12 protein-coding genes are annotated in these 20066 nt (G+C 40.8%); 8 read left to right on the plus strand and 4 right to left on the minus strand.

Going from position 1 to position 20066, the window contains the following annotated elements:
* The 8 genes from DXC10_RS04125 to DXC10_RS04160 form a co-directional block, all read left to right on the plus strand.
* Window positions 1-3123 (plus strand): SusC/RagA family TonB-linked outer membrane protein (locus DXC10_RS04125; protein ID WP_233519874.1); only part of this gene is annotated, 3123 nt, incomplete at its 5' end.
* A gap of 22 nt (window positions 3124-3145) precedes the next feature.
* Window positions 3146-4738, plus strand: coding sequence for a RagB/SusD family nutrient uptake outer membrane protein (locus DXC10_RS04130; protein WP_101544781.1), 1593 nt, complete (start codon window positions 3146-3148; stop codon window positions 4736-4738).
* Between the two features lie 20 nt (window positions 4739-4758).
* On the plus strand, window positions 4759-5667 hold the full coding sequence (locus DXC10_RS04135; RefSeq protein ID WP_101544280.1) for a putative zinc-binding metallopeptidase: 909 nt from the start codon (window positions 4759-4761) through the stop codon (window positions 5665-5667).
* 11 nt (window positions 5668-5678) lie between these two features.
* A complete protein-coding gene (locus DXC10_RS04140; RefSeq protein ID WP_158557812.1) occupies window positions 5679-6953 on the plus strand; it encodes a DUF4302 domain-containing protein in 1275 nt (424 codons plus the stop codon).
* Window positions 6954-7216: 263 nt separating this feature from the next.
* Complete coding sequence (hflX, locus tag DXC10_RS04145) at window positions 7217-8476, plus strand: GTPase HflX (protein ID WP_117737531.1); 1260 nt, start codon at window positions 7217-7219, stop codon at window positions 8474-8476.
* A 21-nt stretch (window positions 8477-8497) separates the two neighbouring features.
* The gene (locus DXC10_RS04150; protein WP_101544283.1) at window positions 8498-10495 is read left to right on the plus strand and encodes a DUF4954 family protein; all 1998 of its coding nucleotides are present in this window, start codon (window positions 8498-8500) and stop codon (window positions 10493-10495) included.
* A gap of 71 nt (window positions 10496-10566) precedes the next feature.
* Complete coding sequence (locus DXC10_RS04155; protein ID WP_101544286.1) at window positions 10567-12207, plus strand: fumarate hydratase; 1641 nt, start codon at window positions 10567-10569, stop codon at window positions 12205-12207.
* A gap of 109 nt (window positions 12208-12316) precedes the next feature.
* A complete protein-coding gene (locus DXC10_RS04160) occupies window positions 12317-13474 on the plus strand; it encodes an acyltransferase (RefSeq protein ID WP_117737390.1) in 1158 nt (385 codons plus the stop codon).
* 1 nt (window position 13475) lies between these two features.
* Here the strand turns inward: DXC10_RS04160 and pelA are convergent, their stop codons facing one another.
* From pelA to DXC10_RS04180, 4 genes are read right to left on the minus strand one after another with little or no spacing between them, the layout of a single operon-like run.
* Entirely contained in the window at window positions 13476-14576 is a 1101-nt protein-coding gene (gene pelA / locus DXC10_RS04165; protein ID WP_101544289.1) for a pectate lyase, read from the minus strand.
* A 13-nt stretch (window positions 14577-14589) separates the two neighbouring features.
* Window positions 14590-15918, minus strand: a complete 1329-nt coding sequence (locus DXC10_RS04170; RefSeq protein ID WP_117737391.1) for a TolC family protein — start codon at window positions 15916-15918, stop codon at window positions 14590-14592.
* Window positions 15915-18947 carry an efflux RND transporter permease subunit gene (locus DXC10_RS04175; protein WP_101544293.1) on the minus strand — a complete coding sequence of 1011 codons (3033 nt, stop codon included), beginning with the start codon at window positions 18945-18947 and terminating at the stop codon, window positions 15915-15917. Before DXC10_RS04175 ends, DXC10_RS04170 begins: the two co-directional genes overlap by 4 nt.
* Before the next feature lie 36 nt (window positions 18948-18983).
* A complete protein-coding gene (locus tag DXC10_RS04180; RefSeq protein ID WP_101544295.1) occupies window positions 18984-20066 on the minus strand; it encodes an efflux RND transporter periplasmic adaptor subunit in 1083 nt (360 codons plus the stop codon).

Below are 20066 nucleotides of genomic sequence, written 5' to 3' on the forward strand. Positions count from 1 at the left end.
AGTTCTGCGAAGACTTTGCGTGTTTCGTATGTTGGTATGCAGACACTGGAAGTAGCAATAAAACCTCATGTGAAAGTTACTTTAAAGGCTGATAGTGAAGTACTTGATGAGGTTGTTGTCACTGGTATGCAAAAGATGGACAAGAGATTGTTCACCGGAGCTGCTACCAAATTGGCTGCTGATAATGTAAAGCTGGACGGTATCGCTGAAATCAGTCGTGCATTGGAAGGTCGTGCAGCCGGTGTATCCGTGCAGAATGTGTCCGGAACATTTGGTACAGCTCCCAAAATCCGTGTACGTGGTGCTACTTCTATATATGGTAGTTCTAAACCACTATGGGTTGTAGACGGAGTTATTATGGAAGATGTTACTGAAGTAGATGCCGATGCATTGTCTTCAGGTGATGCTGAAACATTAATTTCTTCTGCCATTGCCGGTTTAAATGCTGATGATATCGAAAGCTTTCAAATTTTGAAGGACGGTTCTGCTACATCTATTTATGGTGCACGTGCTATGGCGGGTGTGATTGTAGTTACTACTAAAAAGGGTAAGGCAGGTAGTAATAAAATAAGCTATACGGGTGAATTTTCTCTCCGTATGAAACCTAGCTATCGCAATTACAACATTATGAATTCGCAGGAACAGATGAGTGTCTATCGCGAAATGGAAAGAGGAGGATATTTAAATTTGGCGGAAACTTATCGTGCATCAGATAGTGGTGTATATGGTAAAATGTATCACTTACTCAACACATATGATCCCATAACTGGAAAATATGCTTTGGCGAATACGGTTGCTGCACGTAACGCCTACCTACAGGCTGCTGAATATAGAAATACTGATTGGTTTGATGTATTGTTTAATAATTCTGTTTCTCAAAATCATGCTATAAGCATGTCTTCCGGTACGGATAAGGCTTCTTATTACACTTCATTAAGTGTGATGAACGATCCGGGCTGGTATAAACAAAGTGAAGTAAGTCGTTATACTGCAAATATCAATGCATTATATAATATCTCCAGACATTTGTCTTTGAATTTGATTGGTAACGGTTCATATCGTAAGCAAAAGGCTCCTGGTACTTTAAGCCAAAGTTTGGATGTGGTTTCTGGTGAAGTGAGACGTGATTTTGATATTAATCCTTACTCTTATGCTCTGAATACATCGCGTGCGTTAGATGCCAATGAATATTATGTTCGTAATTATGCTCCTTTCAATATTCTTAATGAGTTGGAGAATAACAATATGAGTTTGGATGTAGTGGACTTGAAATTTCAGGGTGAATTAAAGTGGAAACCTTTTAGAAAATTGGAACTTGCAGCATTGGGTGCTTATAAATATTCAACTACTACACAAAGTCATGAAATCAAAGATTATTCCAATCAAGCCTGGGCATTCCGTGCTATGGATGATGCGACTATGAGAGATGCTAACCCGTGGTTATATACAGACCCGGATAATGTAAACTCTCTACCTGTAAGTGTATTGCCGGTCGGGGGCTTCTACCGTGAAACAAAGTATTCTATGAATAGTTATGATTTCCGTGCGACAGCTAGCTATAACGATGTGTTTAATGATGATCATATCTTCAATTTCTTCGGAGGTATGGAAATCAATGCCGTAGACCGTAAAAAAACTTGGTTCAACGGTGTAGGTATGCAGTATGAGATGGGTATGCTTCCTGCCTATGATTATTTGTATTTCAAGCAAGGTAATGAGGAAAACTCACAGTATTATACGGTAGATGAGACTCGTACCCGTTCAGCGTCATTTTTCGGTACTGCTACTTACTCATATCAAGGGAGGTATACGTTGAATGGTACAGTACGTTACGAAGGAACCAATAAGTTAGGAAAGAGCCGTTCCGCACGTTGGCTTCCTACATGGAACGTGTCTGCAGCATGGAACATGCACGAAGAAAAGTTCTTTGAAAGCCTTACCCCGGCATTGTCTAATTTGACTTTAAAGGCTTCTTATTCACTAACTGCTGACCGGGGACCTGCCAGTGTAACTAATTCCAGAGTTGTAATTCAAAGTTATAATCCTTGGCGTCCTTTTACTAGTGTTAATGAGTCCGGGTTGCAAATATATGATCTTGAGAATAGCGAACTTACTTACGAAAAGAAACACGAATTGAATATTGGTGCTGAAATAGGATTTTTGAATAACCGTATCAATCTTTCTGCTGACTGGTATAAACGTAATAATTACGATTTGATAGGTGTTATTAATACTATGGGAGTAGGTGGACAGATCATGAAGTATGCCAATGTAGCTAGTATGAAGTCACATGGTGTAGAATTGACTCTTTCTACCCGTAATATCGTAACGAAAGATTTTAAGTGGAATACAGACTTCATTTTCTCGAAAACTAAGAATGAGGTGACTGATCTTGAATCTACAGCACGTGTTATCGATATGATTACCGGTACTGGTTTTACTATGGCGGGATATCCGGTACGCTCACTTTTCTCTATGGATTTTCAAGGGTTGAATGAAGAAGGATTACCTACTTTTATTAACGAAAAAGGTGAACTGACCGTAAGTGATATTGACTTCCAAGAACGTGACAATAAGGGGCACTTGGTTTATGAAGGACCGACAGACCCTACAATTACCGGTAGTTTCGGTAATGTATTCAGTTATAAGAATTTTAAACTGAATGTATTTATGACTTATTCGTTTGGTAATGTTATCCGTCTGGATCCTGTGTTTAGTAATCGCTATTCCGACCTTGATGCAATGCCCAAGGAATTTAAAAATCGTTGGACCGTTGCCGGTGATGAAAATACTACGAATATTCCGGTCATTGCCGATAAACGCATGAATAACAATGATAATTATCTGCGTTATGCCTATAATGCTTACAATTATTCTACCGCTCGTGTAGCAAAAGGTGATTTTATCCGTATGAAGGAAATCTCATTATCATACGATTTCCCGAAAAATTGGTTGAAACCTCTGAAAGTGAGTGATCTTTCACTGAAATTGCAGGCAACAAATCTTTTCCTGATTTATGCTGATGATAAGTTGAACGGTCAGGATCCGGAATTTTATAATACCGGCGGTGTGGCTGCTCCTGTCCCCAGACAATTTACACTTACTGTAAGATTAGGCATTTAAAATACAATAATATATGAAGGATATGAAAAAGAACAGTTTACTATATATATTGATTGGCTCTGCTATAACATTGGCTTCGTGTGCCGATTTTCTGGATACGATGCCTGACAATCGGGCCGAAGTGAACACTGAAAGTAAAATTACCAGTTTGTTGGTGTCTGCCTATCCGGGTAATACGGATGTGGTGTTGGCGGAAATGGCATCGGATAATGCCGTGGATAACGGTTCCAGATATTCTATAGAAGATAAGGCACAGGAAGAGGCCTATTTATGGAAAAATATTACAAGTACCGGTAATGATTCTCCCAAAAGTTATTGGGATGCATGTTATAATGCTATTGCATCTGCCAATCAGGCTTTGGCTGCAATTGAAGAGATGGGAAATCCGGCCAGTTTGCAAGCACAACGCGGTGAAGCTTTGATGTGTCGCGCTTACGGACATTTTGCGTTAGCAAATCTTTTTTGCCTACCTTATAATCCTGAAACAGCCGAACAGGATCTGGGAATACCTTATTCTGATAAACCTGAGACAGAAGTAGCTCCTGCCTATCAGAGGGGTAATATGAAAGAGCTCTATGCCAAAATAAATAAAGATATAGAAGAGGCACTTCCATTGGTAAATGATGGAATTTATAAGGTTCCTAAATATCATTTTAATAAAAAGGCTGCTTATTCATTTGCTGCACGTTTTAATCTGTACTACAAAAATCTGGATAATGTGATAAAATATGCCAATGTAGTATTGGGTACAGTTCCGCAAAAAATGTTGAAAAACTGGTATAGTATTGTGATAGAAAGCGGTACTCCTAACTGGGATAACCGTGTGGATGCTTATATCAATGCCAGTGATCCTGCTAATTTGTTACTTCTTCCGGTGACCTCTTCTTGGGGATATTGGGGAGGACCTTATGATATAGGTACTCGATATGGTCATTCTAAAGATCTTTGCATGACGGAAACCGGTCGAGCTATAGGTATGTGGGGAAACCATTATCAGTTGTTACCCTTTAAAAATGTGTGGGGTATGGACCAAAAATTTGCGGTAGGTAAAGTGGGTGGCTATTTCTTCTATACTGATAAGGTAAATGGAATTGGTTATCGTAAGAATGTTATTTTAGCATTCAGCGCAGATGAAACTTTGCTTTGCCGCGCTGAGGCTTATGCGCTGAAGGGAATGCTTAATGAGGCTACTGCGGATATCAATTCATGGCTTTCTACACATACTCGTATGTTTGCCGATCCTAATCAACCGGCTCCCGGTGATGCTCCTTTACAAGTGACTACGGAAGAAATCGTGAATTTCTATAAGGCCATCAAGTGTATGCCACTTGACAATAGCGAACGTACCATTAAGAAGGAGATAAATCCTATCGGCTTTACGCTGGCTGAAGGTGATCAGAAAGAAATGATACAATGTATTTTGCATTTACGTCGTATCGAGACTATACATGAAGGACTACGTTGGCAGGATATCAAGCGTTATCGCATAGAAATTTCGCATAATCGCGAAGGACAGGTAAATGATGTTTTGAAAGCTGATGATCCACGTCGTGCCTTCCAATTACCGGCTGATGTGATAAGTGCAGGACTTGAAGCGAATCCACGTAATAAATGACTTTTATAAACGAAACGAATATGAAAAAAATAAAATGGATATTTATGTTACTCACTGCTCTTATGTTAGGAGCGTGTAGTGAAGATGACTTGAATTCGAACAGTATCTTTGATACGGAAGATACCGGAGTTCAGAATGAGTTTGATTCATGGTTGCTCAATAACTATGCCGGACCTTTCAATATCAATTTCAAGTATCATCTGGAAGATAAAGAAACGGATATGGGGTATAATCTTGTCCCTGCCGATTATGATAAATCAGTAGCACTGGCTAAGATGGTGAAGTTTTTGTGGCTTGATGCTTACGAAGAACTGGCAGGACCACATTTTATTCGTACTTATTGCCCTAAAATAATACAGTTGATAGGTTCACCGGCTTATAACAGTAAAGGAGAAGTTGTATTGGGTACAGCAGAAGGTGGTCTTAAGATTACACTTTATAATGTAAATGCCATTGATTTGGACAATATAGACATTGATGAACTGAATTATTGGTATTTCAAGACTATGCACCATGAGTTTGCACATATTCTGCATCAAACTAAGGAATATTCTACCGATTTCGGTACTATATCCGCCAGTAACTATCAGGCTGGGAGTTGGGTGAATGTAGAAGAAGTGGTACACCCACAGTTGGGAAAGATTTCTCCTGCCGCACTTAATATGGGATTTATTTCTTCTTACGGTAGTTCTGAACCACAAGAAGATTTTGTAGAGTTCATTTCTATTTATGTTACTCATACGGCGGAATATTGGGATGCGTTGGTTAGCTTGGCAAACGATTATGGACGTGAGATCATAGATCAAAAGCTGGCTATTGTGAAAGATTACATGAAAACTACATGGGAGATTGATTTGGATGAGCTTCGTACCGTAGTACAGCGTCGTTCACAAGAGGTCTTGGACATGGATTTATCAACACTTAATTAATGGATACGATTATGAAGAAAATATACTATCTATTTTGTTTGGTTGCGGTCATGATGGCGTCTGCATGTACTCACGAGGAAGAAGATTTGTTTGACTCTTCATCTGCCGACCGTGCCGATGCGACAATCAAAGCTTATACGGATATATTGACCGGAGCCGAAAACGGATGGCTGATGGAGTATTATCCTGAAATGCAGCAAAAGTATGGCGGTTACAATACATTGGTGAAATTTGAAAAAAATGGTAAGGTTAGCGTATCGAGTGATGTTTATGAGGCAACCGATGTGGCTACCAGTCTCTATTCTGTGAAGCAGAGTGCAGGCGTAATGCTTTCTTTTGATACTTACAATGAAATTTTTCATTTTTATTCTGATCCTGACGATCCATCGGGGTTGGGAGGTCCCGGATATGGAATGGAAGGTGACTATGACTTCTTGATACTGGAAGCTACTCAAGAAAAAGTGGTATTGAAAGGTAAGAAGAGTGGTAATGTAGCTGTGATGACTCCGGTTAGTGGTAACTGGGAAGATTATATTACAGAAATCCAAACGGTGGAAATAGCTATGTTCAGCAATAAGTTCACGATGACGGTAGATGGTATGGAGATATTTGTACGCAGATCACAACGTACTTTGTCATTGAGCTATGAGGTGAATGATGAAACGGTATCGCAAAAGGTATCTTATATTGTGACCCCTACTGGTATGAAATTCTATGCTCCCATAACTGTGAATGGTACTGAATTTGCAGATTTGATTTATGATGTATCGACTGATGCTTTCACTTCTTCTACTTCTGGTGTTACTATGATTAAAATACCACCTACGGTAAATGAATTGTTTGTAGAAGGTGATTGGTTTATCGCTTACAGCCAGTTGGGTGAATACGCCAAACCTTATTTTGATAAGGTGAAAGAAATGGAAGATGGATTAGGCGAGGTTCTGCAATATGCTTTTATGGGTACTATGCTCTCTGAAACAGGTACATTTGGTTTTAACTTTATCAGTAGTGGCTATGGTGGTGTGCTGCATTTTAACTACCAATTGGTTGGCGATAACCAGATAGCATTACAATGTGCTCTGACCGGTGAAGGTAATGGGGTATGGTATCATAATGAAGGTATGTACAATGCTTTGGTACCGTTTGGTTACAGTAGTGCACGTTTGTTTACATTGACTACGGACGATATAAAAAATCCGAGTTATATTACTTTAACCGAAGATGCCAATCCTACAAATAGTATGACGTTGTTTGCTGCACAAATCTCATTTCCGCTAGATAAGTAAGATAATGTTTGATTGAATATCGATTAGATATAAAATCCCCCTGTACTGAACTATATCTCAAAAGTTAGACACAAAACTTTTGAAGTGTACTTCAGTGACAGGGGGATTTTTAGTAGGAACCTTTTATTTATGCTTTCTTTTTCACTATATTTGTCGCCATATAAATGATAATTTAGCCCAGCTAAACTCCCATTTATATGTCAATTGTTCCGGTCAGAGCCGGAGTGTGATTATATAATAAGGTATAAGGACAGAATATGGCAATGAAAGAATTTATAATTTCCGAGGTACAGGTTGAAACTGCGGTATTGGTTGGTCTTATCACGAAGACTCAAGATGAGCGTAAGACGAACGAATATCTCGACGAACTGGCATTCTTGGCTGAGACAGCCGGGGCGGAAGTAGTGAAAAAATTTACTCAGAAGTTAGATCAGGCAAACTCTGTGACATATGTCGGTAAGGGTAAGCTGGAAGAAATAAAAGAATATATCCATAACGAAGAAGAAGCTGAGCGTGAAGTAGGTATGGTGATTTTCGATGATGAACTATCGGCGAAACAGATACGTAACATTGAAGCGGAATTGAAAATCAAAATATTGGATCGTACTTCACTTATTCTTGATATTTTTGCGATGCGTGCACAGACTGCCAATGCTAAAACGCAGGTGGAGCTGGCACAATATAAGTATATGCTTCCCCGTTTGCAACGCCTGTGGACTCACTTGGAACGCCAGGGTGGTGGCTCTGGTGCTGGTGGAGGAAAAGGTTCTGTTGGTTTGCGTGGTCCGGGTGAGACACAGTTGGAAATGGACCGTCGTATCATCTTGAACCGTATGGCATTACTGAAAGAACGTTTGGCTGAAATTGACAAGCAGAAGTCTACCCAGCGTAAAAATCGTGGGCGTCTGATTCGCGTTGCTTTAGTAGGATATACCAATGTGGGAAAATCCACTTTGATGACCTTGCTTTCCAAGAGCGAAGTTTTTGCAGAAAACAAGTTGTTTGCAACGTTGGACACTACGGTGCGCAAGGTTATTATCGAGAATTTACCTTTCTTGTTGTCCGATACGGTAGGTTTTATCCGTAAGTTGCCAACTGATCTGGTAGATTCTTTTAAATCTACTTTGGATGAGGTACGTGAGGCCGACTTGTTATTGCATGTTGTTGATATTTCTCATCCTGATTTTGAAGAACAGATAGAAGTGGTAAACAAGACATTGGCCGATATCGGTGCATCCGGTAAACCCATGGTGCTTGTATTCAATAAGATAGATGCTTATACTTATATAGAGAAAGCAGTCGATGACCTTACCCCCAGAACCAAAGAAAACTTAACACTCGAAGAACTGATGAAGACGTGGATGGCAAAAATGGAGGATAATTGTCTCTTTATTTCTGCCCGCGAAAAGATTAATCTGGAGGAGCTGAAGAGTGTGGTTTATCAACGTGTCAAAGAATTGCACGTACAGAAGTATCCTTATAACGATTTTCTTTATCAGACTTACGAAGATGGTGAGGAATAATTTTCAAAACTGATAAGGATTATGAATTACAGAAACTTGACCGAAGATGAAGTGCTCCGGTTAAAGAGTCAGTCGTGTTTGGCTGACGATTGGGAGAAAGTAACCGTTGCAGAAGGTTTTACAACGGAATTTGTACATCATACCCGTTTCTCAGGGGAGGTACGTTTAGGAGTTTTTCAGTCGAGTTTTACTTTGCCGGGAGGAATTAAGAAACATTCCGGGTTGCGACATGTCACACTTCACAATGTGACGGTAGGTGACAATTGCTGTATTGAAAACATCCAGAACTATATTGCCAACTATGAGATTGGACATGACACTTTCATTGAGAATGTAGATATTATTTTGGTTGACGGTCTTTCCAAGTTCGGTAATGGAGTAGAGGTTTCTGTTTTGAACGAGACAGGGGGACGTGAGGTACTCATCAATGACAAGTTATCTGCCCACCAAGCTTATATCATGGCGCTTTATCGCCATCGTCCTGAACTCATTGCCCGGATGAAGGAAATTACGGATTTTTATTCCAACAAACATGCTTCTGATGTCGGTTCTATCGGTAATCATGTAATGATACTCAATACTGGTTCTATTAAGAATGTGCGTATTGGTGATTATTGCCGTATCTGTGGTACGTGCCGTTTGTACAACGGAAGTATTAATAGTAATGAGGTCGCTCCTGTGCATATCGGTCATGGCGTTATCTGCGATGATTTTATTATTTCCTCCGGTTCGCATGTAGATGATGGCGCGATGTTGAGTCGTTGCTTTGTGGGGCAAGCTTGTAAATTGGGACATAACTATTCCGCTTCCGATTCTTTGTTTTTCAGTAACTGCCAAGGAGAGAACGGTGAAGCATGTGCTATCTTTGCTGGCCCTTATACCGTGACGCATCACAAATCTACTCTTTTGATAGCCGGTATGTTCTCATTTATGAATGCAGGTTCGGGGTCTAACCAGAGTAATCACATGTATAAACTTGGTCCTATCCATCAGGGTACATTGGAACGTGGTGCCAAGACTACTTCCGATTCTTATATCCTATGGCCTGCTAGGGTAGGGGCCTTTTCTCTCGTTATGGGACGTCACGTCAACCATTCCGATACTTCTAATCTCCCCTTTTCTTATCTGATAGAGCAGAATAATACTACTTATCTTGTACCAGGTGTCAACTTACGTAGCGTCGGTACGATCCGTGATGCGCAGAAATGGCCGAAACGTGACAAACGTACCGATATTAACAAATTGGATTTTATCAATTATAATCTTCTCAGTCCTTACACCGTACAGAAGATGTTTAAGGGGCGGGAGACTTTGATAAATCTCCGTCATGCTTCCGGTGAACTTTCTGACATCTACTCTTTTCACAGTGCGAAAATCCGTAACTCGGCTTTGGTAAAAGGTATTGGTTTCTATGAAATTGCTATTCATAAATTCCTGGGTAATTCCATTATCAAGCGTTTGGAAGGTATCAATTTCTTGAGCGATGATGAAATTCGTGCCCGGTTGAAACCCGACACATCTATTGGTAGTGGTGAATGGGTCGATATATCCGGTTTGATTGCTCCCAAAAGTGAGATAGATGCTTTAATAGAGGGTATTGAAACAGGTGTGGTAAATCGTTTAAAGTATATTAATGCCGAGTTTGAACGGATGCACCGGAACTATTATACTTACGAATGGACATGGGCTTACGAGAAACTGGAAGAATATTACGGTATCAATCCTGAAAATATAACTTCTGAAGACATTATTCATATTGTAGAAAAATGGAAAGAATCTGTTGTTGGCCTTGATCGTATGGTTTACGAGGATGCTAAGAAAGAATTTTCCTTGGCTTCTATGACTGGTTTCGGAGCCGATGGTTCTCGAGTAGAGAAAGAACTGGATTTTGAACAAGTGCGTGGCGATTTTGAAAGTAATCCGTTCGTCACGGCTGTTTTGAAACATATTGAGGTAAAGACAGAGCTTGGAGATGAGTTGATAGGACGAATGAAGAAGGTAAGTTTTCAGACTAATTAAAGAAATATTTCAATAATAGTTGTTACCTTTGCTACACGAATCACTTTTAAACATTAAATGAACAAGTAATTATGGCAACAACACCTCCGTTCAAGTATCAACCCATGTTTGAAAAGGGGAAAGATACGACTGAGTATTATCTGCTTACGAAAGACTATGTGTCAGTAGGCGAGTTTGAAGGAAATCCTATTTTGAAGATTGAGAAAGAAGGTTTGACTGCAATGGCTAATGCGGCTTTTCGTGACGTTTCGTTTATGTTGCGTCGTTCTCACAACGAGCAGGTTGCTAAAATTTTGAGTGACCCCGAAGCAAGCGATAACGATAAGTATGTGGCGTTGACTTTCTTGCGTAATGCAGAAGTGGCCTCCAAAGGCGTACTTCCTTTCTGCCAAGATACCGGTACTGCGATTATCCACGGCGAAAAAGGACAGCAAGTATGGACAGGTTATTGTGACGAAGAGGCTCTTTCGCTGGGTGTTTACAAAACATATACAGAAGAAAATCTGCGTTATTCGCAGAATGCTCCTTTGACTATGTATGATGAAGTTAATACGAAGTGTAACCTTCCGGCGCAGATTGATATTGAAGCTACCGAAGGTATGGAGTATGAATTCCTTTGTGTAACCAAAGGCGGGGGGTCAGCCAATAAGACTTATCTTTATCAGGAAACAAAAGCTATCCTGAATCCAGGCACACTTGTTCCTTTCCTCGTAGAAAAGATGAAAACGTTGGGTACGGCTGCGTGTCCTCCTTATCACATCGCTTTTGTCATCGGAGGTACTTCTGCCGAAAAGAATTTGCTGACTGTGAAATTGGCATCTACGCATTTCTATGACAATCTGCCTACTACCGGTAATGAATTCGGACGTGCTTTCCGTGACATTGAACTGGAAAAGAAGGTATTGGAGGAGGCTCACAAGATTGGTCTTGGTGCACAATTCGGTGGTAAGTACTTAGCTCACGATATACGTATTATCCGTTTGCCGCGTCATGGTGCTTCTTGTCCGGTAGGTTTGGGCGTTTCTTGTTCTGCCGACCGTAACATTAAATGTAAAATCAATAAAGAAGGTATTTGGATTGAGAAACTGGATAGTAATCCGGGTGAACTAATTCCGGAGGAACTTCGTAAGGCAGGTGAGGGTGATGTTGTTAAGATTAACCTGAACCAACCGATGAAAGATATTCTGAAAGAATTGACTAAATATCCGGTTTCTACCCGTTTGTCATTGAATGGTACCATTATTGTAGGTCGTGATATTGCTCATGCTAAGCTGAAAGAGCGTTTGGACCGTGGTGAAGATTTGCCGCAATATATCAAAGATCATCCTATCTATTATGCCGGTCCTGCCAAAACTCCGCAAGGTATGGCTTGTGGTTCTATGGGACCGACCACTGCCGGACGTATGGATCCTTATGTGGATCTCTTCCAGAGCCACGGTGGAAGTATGATTATGCTTGCTAAAGGTAACCGTAGCCAGCAAGTTACGGATGCATGTAAGAAATATGGTGGTTTCTATCTTGGTTCTATCGGTGGACCTGCCGCTATTTTAGCACAGAACAATATTAAGAGTATTGAATGTGTGGAATATCCGGAATTGGGTATGGAAGCTATCTGGAAGATTGAGGTGGAAGATTTTCCTGCATTTATTCTGGTAGATGATAAGGGTAATGACTTCTTCAAGCAATTGAAGCCTTGGAATTGTACTAAATAAATGTATATTTATGCTGTTTTAACAGCTGATGCAAAAAAGCCGTTTCGGAATATTTCGTAAACGGCTTTTTTCTATCTTTGCATTACTAATTATTAATTAATCTGATAGTATGGAACAAACTCTTTCACGACAAAATCAAAGACAACACATTGTATGGCTAGATGTAGTCCGGTTGGTGGCTATGTTTACCGTGGTCTGTTGTCACAGTGCAGATCCTTTTAATTTCTATCCGGGGACTTCACCTGACATTGCCAACATTAAGTTTTGGGGAGCAATTTATGGTGCAATACTTCGTCCATGCGTACCTCTATTTGTTATGATTACTGGTGCGTTGTTGCTTCCGGTACATGGTGAAATATCGGTGTTTTACAGAAAACGTATTCCCCGCGTATTCTTTCCTTTCCTTATCTGGTCTGTAATCTATAATCTTTTTCCGTGGATAACGGGGATGCTGGGCATAGCCCCCCGGGTTATTCTTGATTTTTTCCCTTATTCGGGAGAAGAGGTTATGCGTCAGTCGTTTGCTGTAAGTTTGGAGTATATTGCCCAAATACCTTTTAATTTTTCCATTCTTGCTGTTCATATGTGGTACATCTATTTGTTGATAGGGCTTTATCTTTATTTGCCCATATTTTCAGCATGGGTGGAGAAAGCGTCGGAACGCGCTAAATTATGGTTTCTTGTTGCATGGGGAGTGACTTTATTATTACCTTATTATAATGAATTCATTGCTCAATACTTGTGGGGAAGTTGTTCGTGGAATGCTTTTGGAATGTTCTATTATTTTGCGGGTTTCAATGGTTACCTGCTTTTGGGACATTATCTTCGGAACCACGATTGGAGTGGTAGTAAATTGATGTTATTAGGTATTCCGATGTTTTTAATTGGATATGCTGTTACGTTCTTCGGCTTCCGCCATATTACATCGTTACCGGAATATACAGATGAGATGCTGGAGCTATTTTTCACATATTGCTCTCTGAATGTAGTAATGATGACAATTCCTATATTTATGTTTTGCAAACGGGTGAATATAAAATCAGAAAAGGTTAAGAAAGCCTTGGCTAATTTGACCCTTTGTGGTTTTGGGGTTTATATGATACATTATTTCTTTACTGGTCCCAGTGTAGTACTGATGCGAGTCATTCATGTACCGATCTGTTTACAAATCCCTTGTGCAGCGGTAGTAGCATTCTGTGTATCATGGTTTTTGGTGTCAATGGCCTATCGTTGTTTCGGTAAGAGTACAAAGTGGGTAATGGGATAGTTTATAACTTTTTTTTCCATTGCTCGTACTTTTTTAATACCTTCAGCCCTTCACTGTTGTACCAGCTGTATCCGTTACGGCGTTCATAACCGATTTCGGAGATGTCATATTTCTTGATGCCATCGCGATCACAGAAGAAGGGCCGATTATCTTCTAAGGTGTAGAATCGTGCCCAAAGCGTGGGGCAATTGAAATCGTCCTGTGGGCAAGGAACCATGCGAAAGTCCTTTTTTCCTTCACTATTGATGAAGGTTTCGCGCATAATACCTGTAATCTTGTTTTGCTTGAACCATTCTACTGCTGACTCTACTGCAGTGATAATCTCAGAGGAGGGATTGGGAATGGACATCAGTAATAAAACAATATTATCAGACTCGGCACCGCTTAGAGAAGGTAATTCATAGGCTCGGGCTTTGGCGGGAGCTAGAGTGTGTTCGTCATGTTGTGCACACCATACGGTGAGCTTTCCATGTTGTTTTACTTGGGTTTTGAGGATACACTCCACGCCTTTGTCAAATGCGGTACGTGCCTTTTCGCAAATACTGTCGGGAACATAGGTATAGGGGGGCTTTCTTTCGTAGACTTCGCGTAGCAAATTCATCACATTCACCATGGCATTGTCATTGTAGGTGATGTGTGTATAGTAACCTGTAGGGCGGGGCCAGAATTGTGGCCAGCCACCATTGGAATACTGTGATTTCAATATATAGTGGATGCCTTCCAAAGTAGCATCTTTATATTTTTCGATATTGGTGGCGAGATAGACACGGGCGAGGTAGCGAATTTCGGTACTGGTGGCATTATTGTCGATAGTGCTCTCATTGATATTACCTTTGGCGGCAAGTACTTTTTTACGTTCCTTTTTGGAAAGTTCGGCTGGCATGAAGATATTCTTAGGCCAGCCACCGGTCGTTTGTTGATATAACAATACATTATCAGCTATACGTATGGCTTCGGGAGTCTTGAAAAAAGAATCTTCCAATTTGGGAGCCATTTTTACCCAGTTTTTATAGGATTGCTTTTCTTGGTAGGTTCTTGTTTCTTGTGCTTGGATACCTATCAGGCAAGCGAGTAATACATATAGTAAAAAAGTTCGTTTCATGGTATTATTCTCTTTAGTATTCTAAATAACTTGTAACCTTTCCGCTGATTTGTAACAGTGATATCTCGCATAACTTGGTGTCGTATTCTGCCGAAAGGATACGTTCTTCCGCATCCAACAAACTTTTTTGTGCCTCGCGCATTTCGATACCTGAGAGATTACCGAGCATATAACGTTCCATGGCAATCTCATGGTTTTCTTTAGCGGCAACAAGATTTTGACGTTCTAAATTTAGCATTTGGAGATTATTTTGATAAGCTTGCCATAAGTTACTGAGATCGGCACGTAAGGCTTGTTCTAATTGTTCCCGTTCTAGCCGTGCGTTTTGGATGGCAATGCGGGCATTACGGCGTTCGCGTTTACGATTACCGTCAAATAGATTGAAACCGACGGTCAGGCCAAAATTTAGTCCGAGATTACTGCGATGGCTGTTTACAGAAATATCATATTTGTTGAGCGTGTAACCATAACCTCCGTTCATTTTTACGTACGGATAATCTCGTGAACTTACTTTTTTATAATCTAAACGTGCCAAATTATTGTTCTGTTCGGCTTTCAGCAGTGAAGAGTTAGTTTGCAAAGTAGCATCCCAAAGTTCTGCAAAATTGAGCTGGGCATGTACATTGATGAGACTATCCTGAATATTGATGGGCTGGTCTACATCTTCGTTCGCCATCAGTTCATTCAGCTGAATACGTGAAGTATGCAGTAATTCTTGTTGCTTCATATATTTGGCGCTGTCGGCATTGAAGTCTACTTTGGCCTGCTGATAGTCCAGACGGGAGAAATTACCGATATGATAACGTTCCTCTACGATGCGTAAACGTTCTTTGGAGAGAGAGACTGCATAACGGAAGTTCTTTAAACGGATTTTTTGCTGAACATAGTTATAGTATTCGGCTGTAAGGTTGGCTATCAGGTCTTCAATTGCAATGCGGGTATTGGTTTCTCCCTGCCGTTCCAATTCTTTCAATTTCTGATAGTTGGTAGTAATATTGAAACCGTCGAAAATTGTCCAATTCAGATTGATACCTGCATTGAATGTTTGGTCAAAGACACCATTTTCAGAGGTTGTTTCTCCAGTAGCTCTCACTTTTGTGTCAGTATTGTCTAATGTCCCTTTATATCCGGCAGAGAGGTCTAGAGTAGGTAGATATCCGGCATTTCCAAGAGTGGCATTATTTTTACTCACCTGTTCTTCATTACGGGTGATACGTAAAGAGTAATTATTTTGAAGTCCCAGTTCAAGGCATGACTTCAAAGTATAGGTCGGTACGGACTGTGCCTGAAGTGTAAAGGTTATACAGAGGAGGACGATGACTGATAAAATCGTACGTTTCATACTTTCTTTAGTTTACTTCGGTTAGTAGATATATAACTGTAAATGGCGGGAACGATATACATTGTCAACAAAGTAGATACTACCATACCACCTACAACGGCAGTACCCATAGCAATACGTTGGTTACAACCTTCGCCTGTGGCAAATGCTAACGGTATCAAACCTAATACGGTGGAAGCGCTCGTCATCAGAATGGGACGCAGACGTTGCAAGGCTGCATCTTTGATCGCTTGCATCTTATCTTCACCCACTTCTTGCTTTTGATTGGCAAACTCCACGATAAGGATACCATTCTTTGCTACCAGACCAATCAACATAATAATACCGATTTGGCTGAATATATTCATTGTGATATCTCCAAAAAACATAAAGACCAAAGCACCTGCAATGGCGAGAGGTACTGTCAACATGATAATCAGCGGATCTTTGAAACTCTCAAATTGTGCGGCAAGAATAAGGTAAATCAATAAGATGGCAAGTACGAAAGCAAACATCAGACTGGAGGAGCTTTCTCGATACTCTTTAGAGTCACCGGTGAGGGCAGTACGGAAACTTTCGTCCAATGTTTCTTTTGCTATTTTGTCCATTTCGTCCAAGCCCTGGCCGATAGTCTTACCGTCAGCAAGTCCGGCAGATATGGTGGCAGAGACAAAACGATTGTATCGATACAGTTTCGGAGGAGCAATACCATTTGTCAATTCGATAAGATTGTCAAGTTGTACCATATCGCCTTTGTCACTACGAATATAAATACCTTTCAGATCAGAAGGCTTATTACGTTGCTGACGGTTGATTTCTCCTAATATTTCGTATTGTTTTCCATTCATGTAGAAATATCCCATACGCTGGCCACTTAATCCATACTGTAAAGTCTGCGCTATATTTTTAGTACTGACCCCCATAATACTTGCTTTATCACGATTGATGTTGATACGTGCTTCCGGTTTACTGAACTTCAAATCGACATCCGCCATTTGGAAAACAGGATTTTCATAAACCTTTGACATGAATTTGGGCAATACTTCTTGCAACTTTTCGATATTGGTAGCCTGTAATACATATTGCACTGGCATTCCACCACGCCGTCCACCGAAAGAAGAGGACTGCTGTACAAATGAACGTGCGTCGGTTTTCTTTCGTACTGCTTTTGATAGCTTCTCGGCAACTTCCATCTGTGTATAGTCACGATCTTGCATATCTTCCAAAGTAATACGCACATTTCCACTGCCATTGGATACGCGGGCAGTTACAGCTTTGGCATCCGGAATGATAGAGTCAACCAGTTGGTTGATATCTTCTGTATAGTCACGAATAAATTCATATGTCACACCTTCTGCTCCACGTGTGTTGATACTGATTTGCGAACGGTCCTCCAACGGTGCCATTTCAGCAGGGATGTAATTCCAAAGGAAACCAATAATCAAAATCGTTATCAAGATGAAAGGCATTGCGATCCAGCGTTTATTCAAAAATGCTGCCAGTGACCGACTATATAGACGGTTCATTCCTTCAAAGAATGGTTCGGTTTTACGGTAAAACCAGCTTTGCTTATCTCTCTTTATTAAGAGTTTGGTAGCCAACATCGGAGTGAAAGTCAATGCGGCGAATGAAGAAATAATTACTGAACCGGAAACAACGATACTGAATTCACGGAACAGACGTCCTGTCATACCATCCATAAATACAATGGGGAAGAACACCGCTACCAACGTGATAGTCGTTGAAATAACTGCAAAGAAGATTTCTTTGGCTCCTTCGATACCTGCCTCTTTGGGGGGCATTCCTTTCTCAATACGGACATAGATATTTTCCGTCATTACAATGGCATCATCCACCACCAATCCTACGGCAAGTACCACGGCAAGCATGGAAAGCACATTGATGGAAAAGCCTGCCAGATACATTACAAAAAAAGCTCCGATTAACGAAACGGGGATTACGATACAAGGTACTAGTGTAACACGCCAGTCACGTAAGAAAAGGAAGATGATAATGATAACGAGTACAAATGCTTCATATACAGTTTGTTTTACTTCATTGATGGAAGCACGGATAAACTTGGTATTATCAAAACCGTATGTATAGTGCACATCTTCAGGCAAGTCTTTCTGCATTTTCTCCATACGGGCGTACACGGCATCGGCAATTTTGATATGATTGGCACCCGGCTGCGGAATAACAACGATACCTACCATCGGTACACCATTCATTTTCATGTAGCTTTTTATATCTGCAGGTCCTAGTTCGGCACGGCCGATATCACTGAAGCGGACAATACGGTTATTCTCTTCTTTTAGAATAAGATTGTTAAACTCTTCTGCCGTATGCATCAGCCCGAGTGTACGGATGGTAAGCTCAATGGTATTTCCTTCGATACTTCCGGACGGAAGTTCCACGTTTTCCTTGTCTACCGCATTCTTAACATCGATAGGAGTGATGCCATAACCGGACATCTTGATAGGATCGAGCCAAAGGCGCATGGAATAACGCTTCTCTCCCCAAATACTTACACTACTGACATCGGAGATTGTTTGCAGCTGTTCTTTTACGGTAAGGTCTGCTATCTCGCTCAATTCCAGTAGAGAACGTTTATCACTTTGTAGAGCTACCATCAGGATAGGCATGGCGTCTGCGTCAGCTTTGGATACGGTAGGAGGGTCACAGTCACGCGGCAAATAACGTTGTGCACGCGAAACCTTGTCGCGAACGTCATTAGCTGCCGTTTCCAGGTCAACGGAAAGTTCAAACTCCACCGTGATACGTGAGGAACCTTGTTGACTGACACTAGAGAGTGAACGGATACCTGGAATGCCATTAATGTTTTGTTCCAATGGCTCTGTAATCTGGTTCTCGATAACGTCTGCATTGGCACCTGGATAAGAACAGGATACCGAAATGATAGGATTATCTACGGAGGGGTACTCTCGGACACCGAGGTAATTGTACCCGATGAAACCAAAGAGCAGGATGATTAGCGTCAATACAGTGGATAGTACAGGGCGCCGTATGCTAAGTTCGGATATATTCATGTTTTTTGATAATGGATAATTGATAATAGATCGTTCTTAATTAACGGCGTCTAGTGTCACCGGCAATCCCGTACGGAGTTGGAGAGTTCCTGAAACGATAATGGTATCTCCGACCTGCAAGCCTTGTAATACTTGTACTTCGGCTTCGGTACGGATACCGGTTGTTATCTCTACTGGTTGAGCCTTACCCGATTTATAAAGGAATACTTTGTCTTTGCCCATTTCCGGTACAATGGCCTCGGAAGGTACGGCAAGCGCATCTTTTATCTCATCTTTGTTCAATCTGATACTGGCATAACGCCCCGGCAGGACACTACCATTGGTATTGGGATAGAGAGCACGAATGGTCAATGTATGTGTGGTCGGGTCTATTTTAGACTCGCGGGCATAGACTGTAGCGTAAAAAGCATTTAACTTTCCTTCAAGTGTAAAGTTTAGTCCGGCGCCAGTCTTTACGTCGTTGGCATATCGTTCGGGTACGGCGAATTCTACCTTTAGAGGAGATATCTTAGTAAGTTTTGCCACAATAGTAGAAGGAGAAGCGTAGGTTCCCACACTGACCTGGCGTAAACCAATCACCCCGTCGAATGGGGCGCGAAGTTCTGTTTGTAGAATATTAGCTTTTACTAATTCAATATCTGCGTTCAAGGTAGCGAGGTCTGTCTTTACTTGTTCATAAGCTTCTTTACTGACAGCATCTCTTTCTAGCAGTGCATTTTGACGGAATACACGATCTTCAGCTAATTTCAATTGAGAAACCAATCGTTGTAATTGCGCCTGTAAAGGACGGTCGTTCACTTTTGCTAACAATTGTCCTTTCTTGACAAAAGTCCCTTCTTCAAAATTGATTTCGACAATCTTACCGGATGTTTCGAAAGATAAGTCTACCTCTTCATCAGGTAATAAACTACCACTGATTAGAATTTCGTCTTTCAATAGCTGTGGTTTTACTATTTTAGCGTTGACATTCAGTACCTGTTTCCCTTTCGGTCTACTTGTCATCACTTTGTCGGCAGCTGTTAATTCCTCATTTTCTTTGGGAAGTTGAGAATAAATTCCCCCTCCTATTAAACTGGCACCTACAATAATGATGATGCCCCATTTTACTTTTTTATTCAT

The organism is Bacteroides sp. OM08-11 (genome assembly GCF_003438665.1).
GTDB classification, from domain to species: domain Bacteria; phylum Bacteroidota; class Bacteroidia; order Bacteroidales; family Bacteroidaceae; genus Bacteroides; species Bacteroides cutis.

Excerpts from the sequence above, each read along its gene's own strand:
- hflX (WP_117737531.1), top strand. The coding sequence starts at position 7,217 with ATGAAAGAATTTATAATTTCCGAGGTACAGGTTGAAACTGCGGTATTG.
- DXC10_RS04175 (WP_101544293.1), bottom strand. The coding sequence starts at position 18,947 with ATGAATATATCCGAACTTAGCATACGGCGCCCTGTACTATCCACTGTA.
- DXC10_RS04170 (WP_117737391.1), bottom strand. The coding sequence starts at position 15,918 with ATGAAACGTACGATTTTATCAGTCATCGTCCTCCTCTGTATAACCTTT.
- DXC10_RS04130 (WP_101544781.1), top strand. The coding sequence starts at position 3,146 with ATGAAAAAGAACAGTTTACTATATATATTGATTGGCTCTGCTATAACA.
- DXC10_RS04150 (WP_101544283.1), top strand. The coding sequence starts at position 8,498 with ATGAATTACAGAAACTTGACCGAAGATGAAGTGCTCCGGTTAAAGAGT.
- DXC10_RS04140 (WP_158557812.1), top strand. The coding sequence starts at position 5,679 with ATGAAGAAAATATACTATCTATTTTGTTTGGTTGCGGTCATGATGGCG.
- pelA (WP_101544289.1), bottom strand. The coding sequence starts at position 14,576 with ATGAAACGAACTTTTTTACTATATGTATTACTCGCTTGCCTGATAGGT.
- DXC10_RS04135 (WP_101544280.1), top strand. The coding sequence starts at position 4,759 with ATGAAAAAAATAAAATGGATATTTATGTTACTCACTGCTCTTATGTTA.
- DXC10_RS04160 (WP_117737390.1), top strand. The coding sequence starts at position 12,317 with ATGGAACAAACTCTTTCACGACAAAATCAAAGACAACACATTGTATGG.
- DXC10_RS04180 (WP_101544295.1), bottom strand. The coding sequence starts at position 20,066 with ATGAATAAAAAAGTAAAATGGGGCATCATCATTATTGTAGGTGCCAGT.
- DXC10_RS04155 (WP_101544286.1), top strand. The coding sequence starts at position 10,567 with ATGGCAACAACACCTCCGTTCAAGTATCAACCCATGTTTGAAAAGGGG.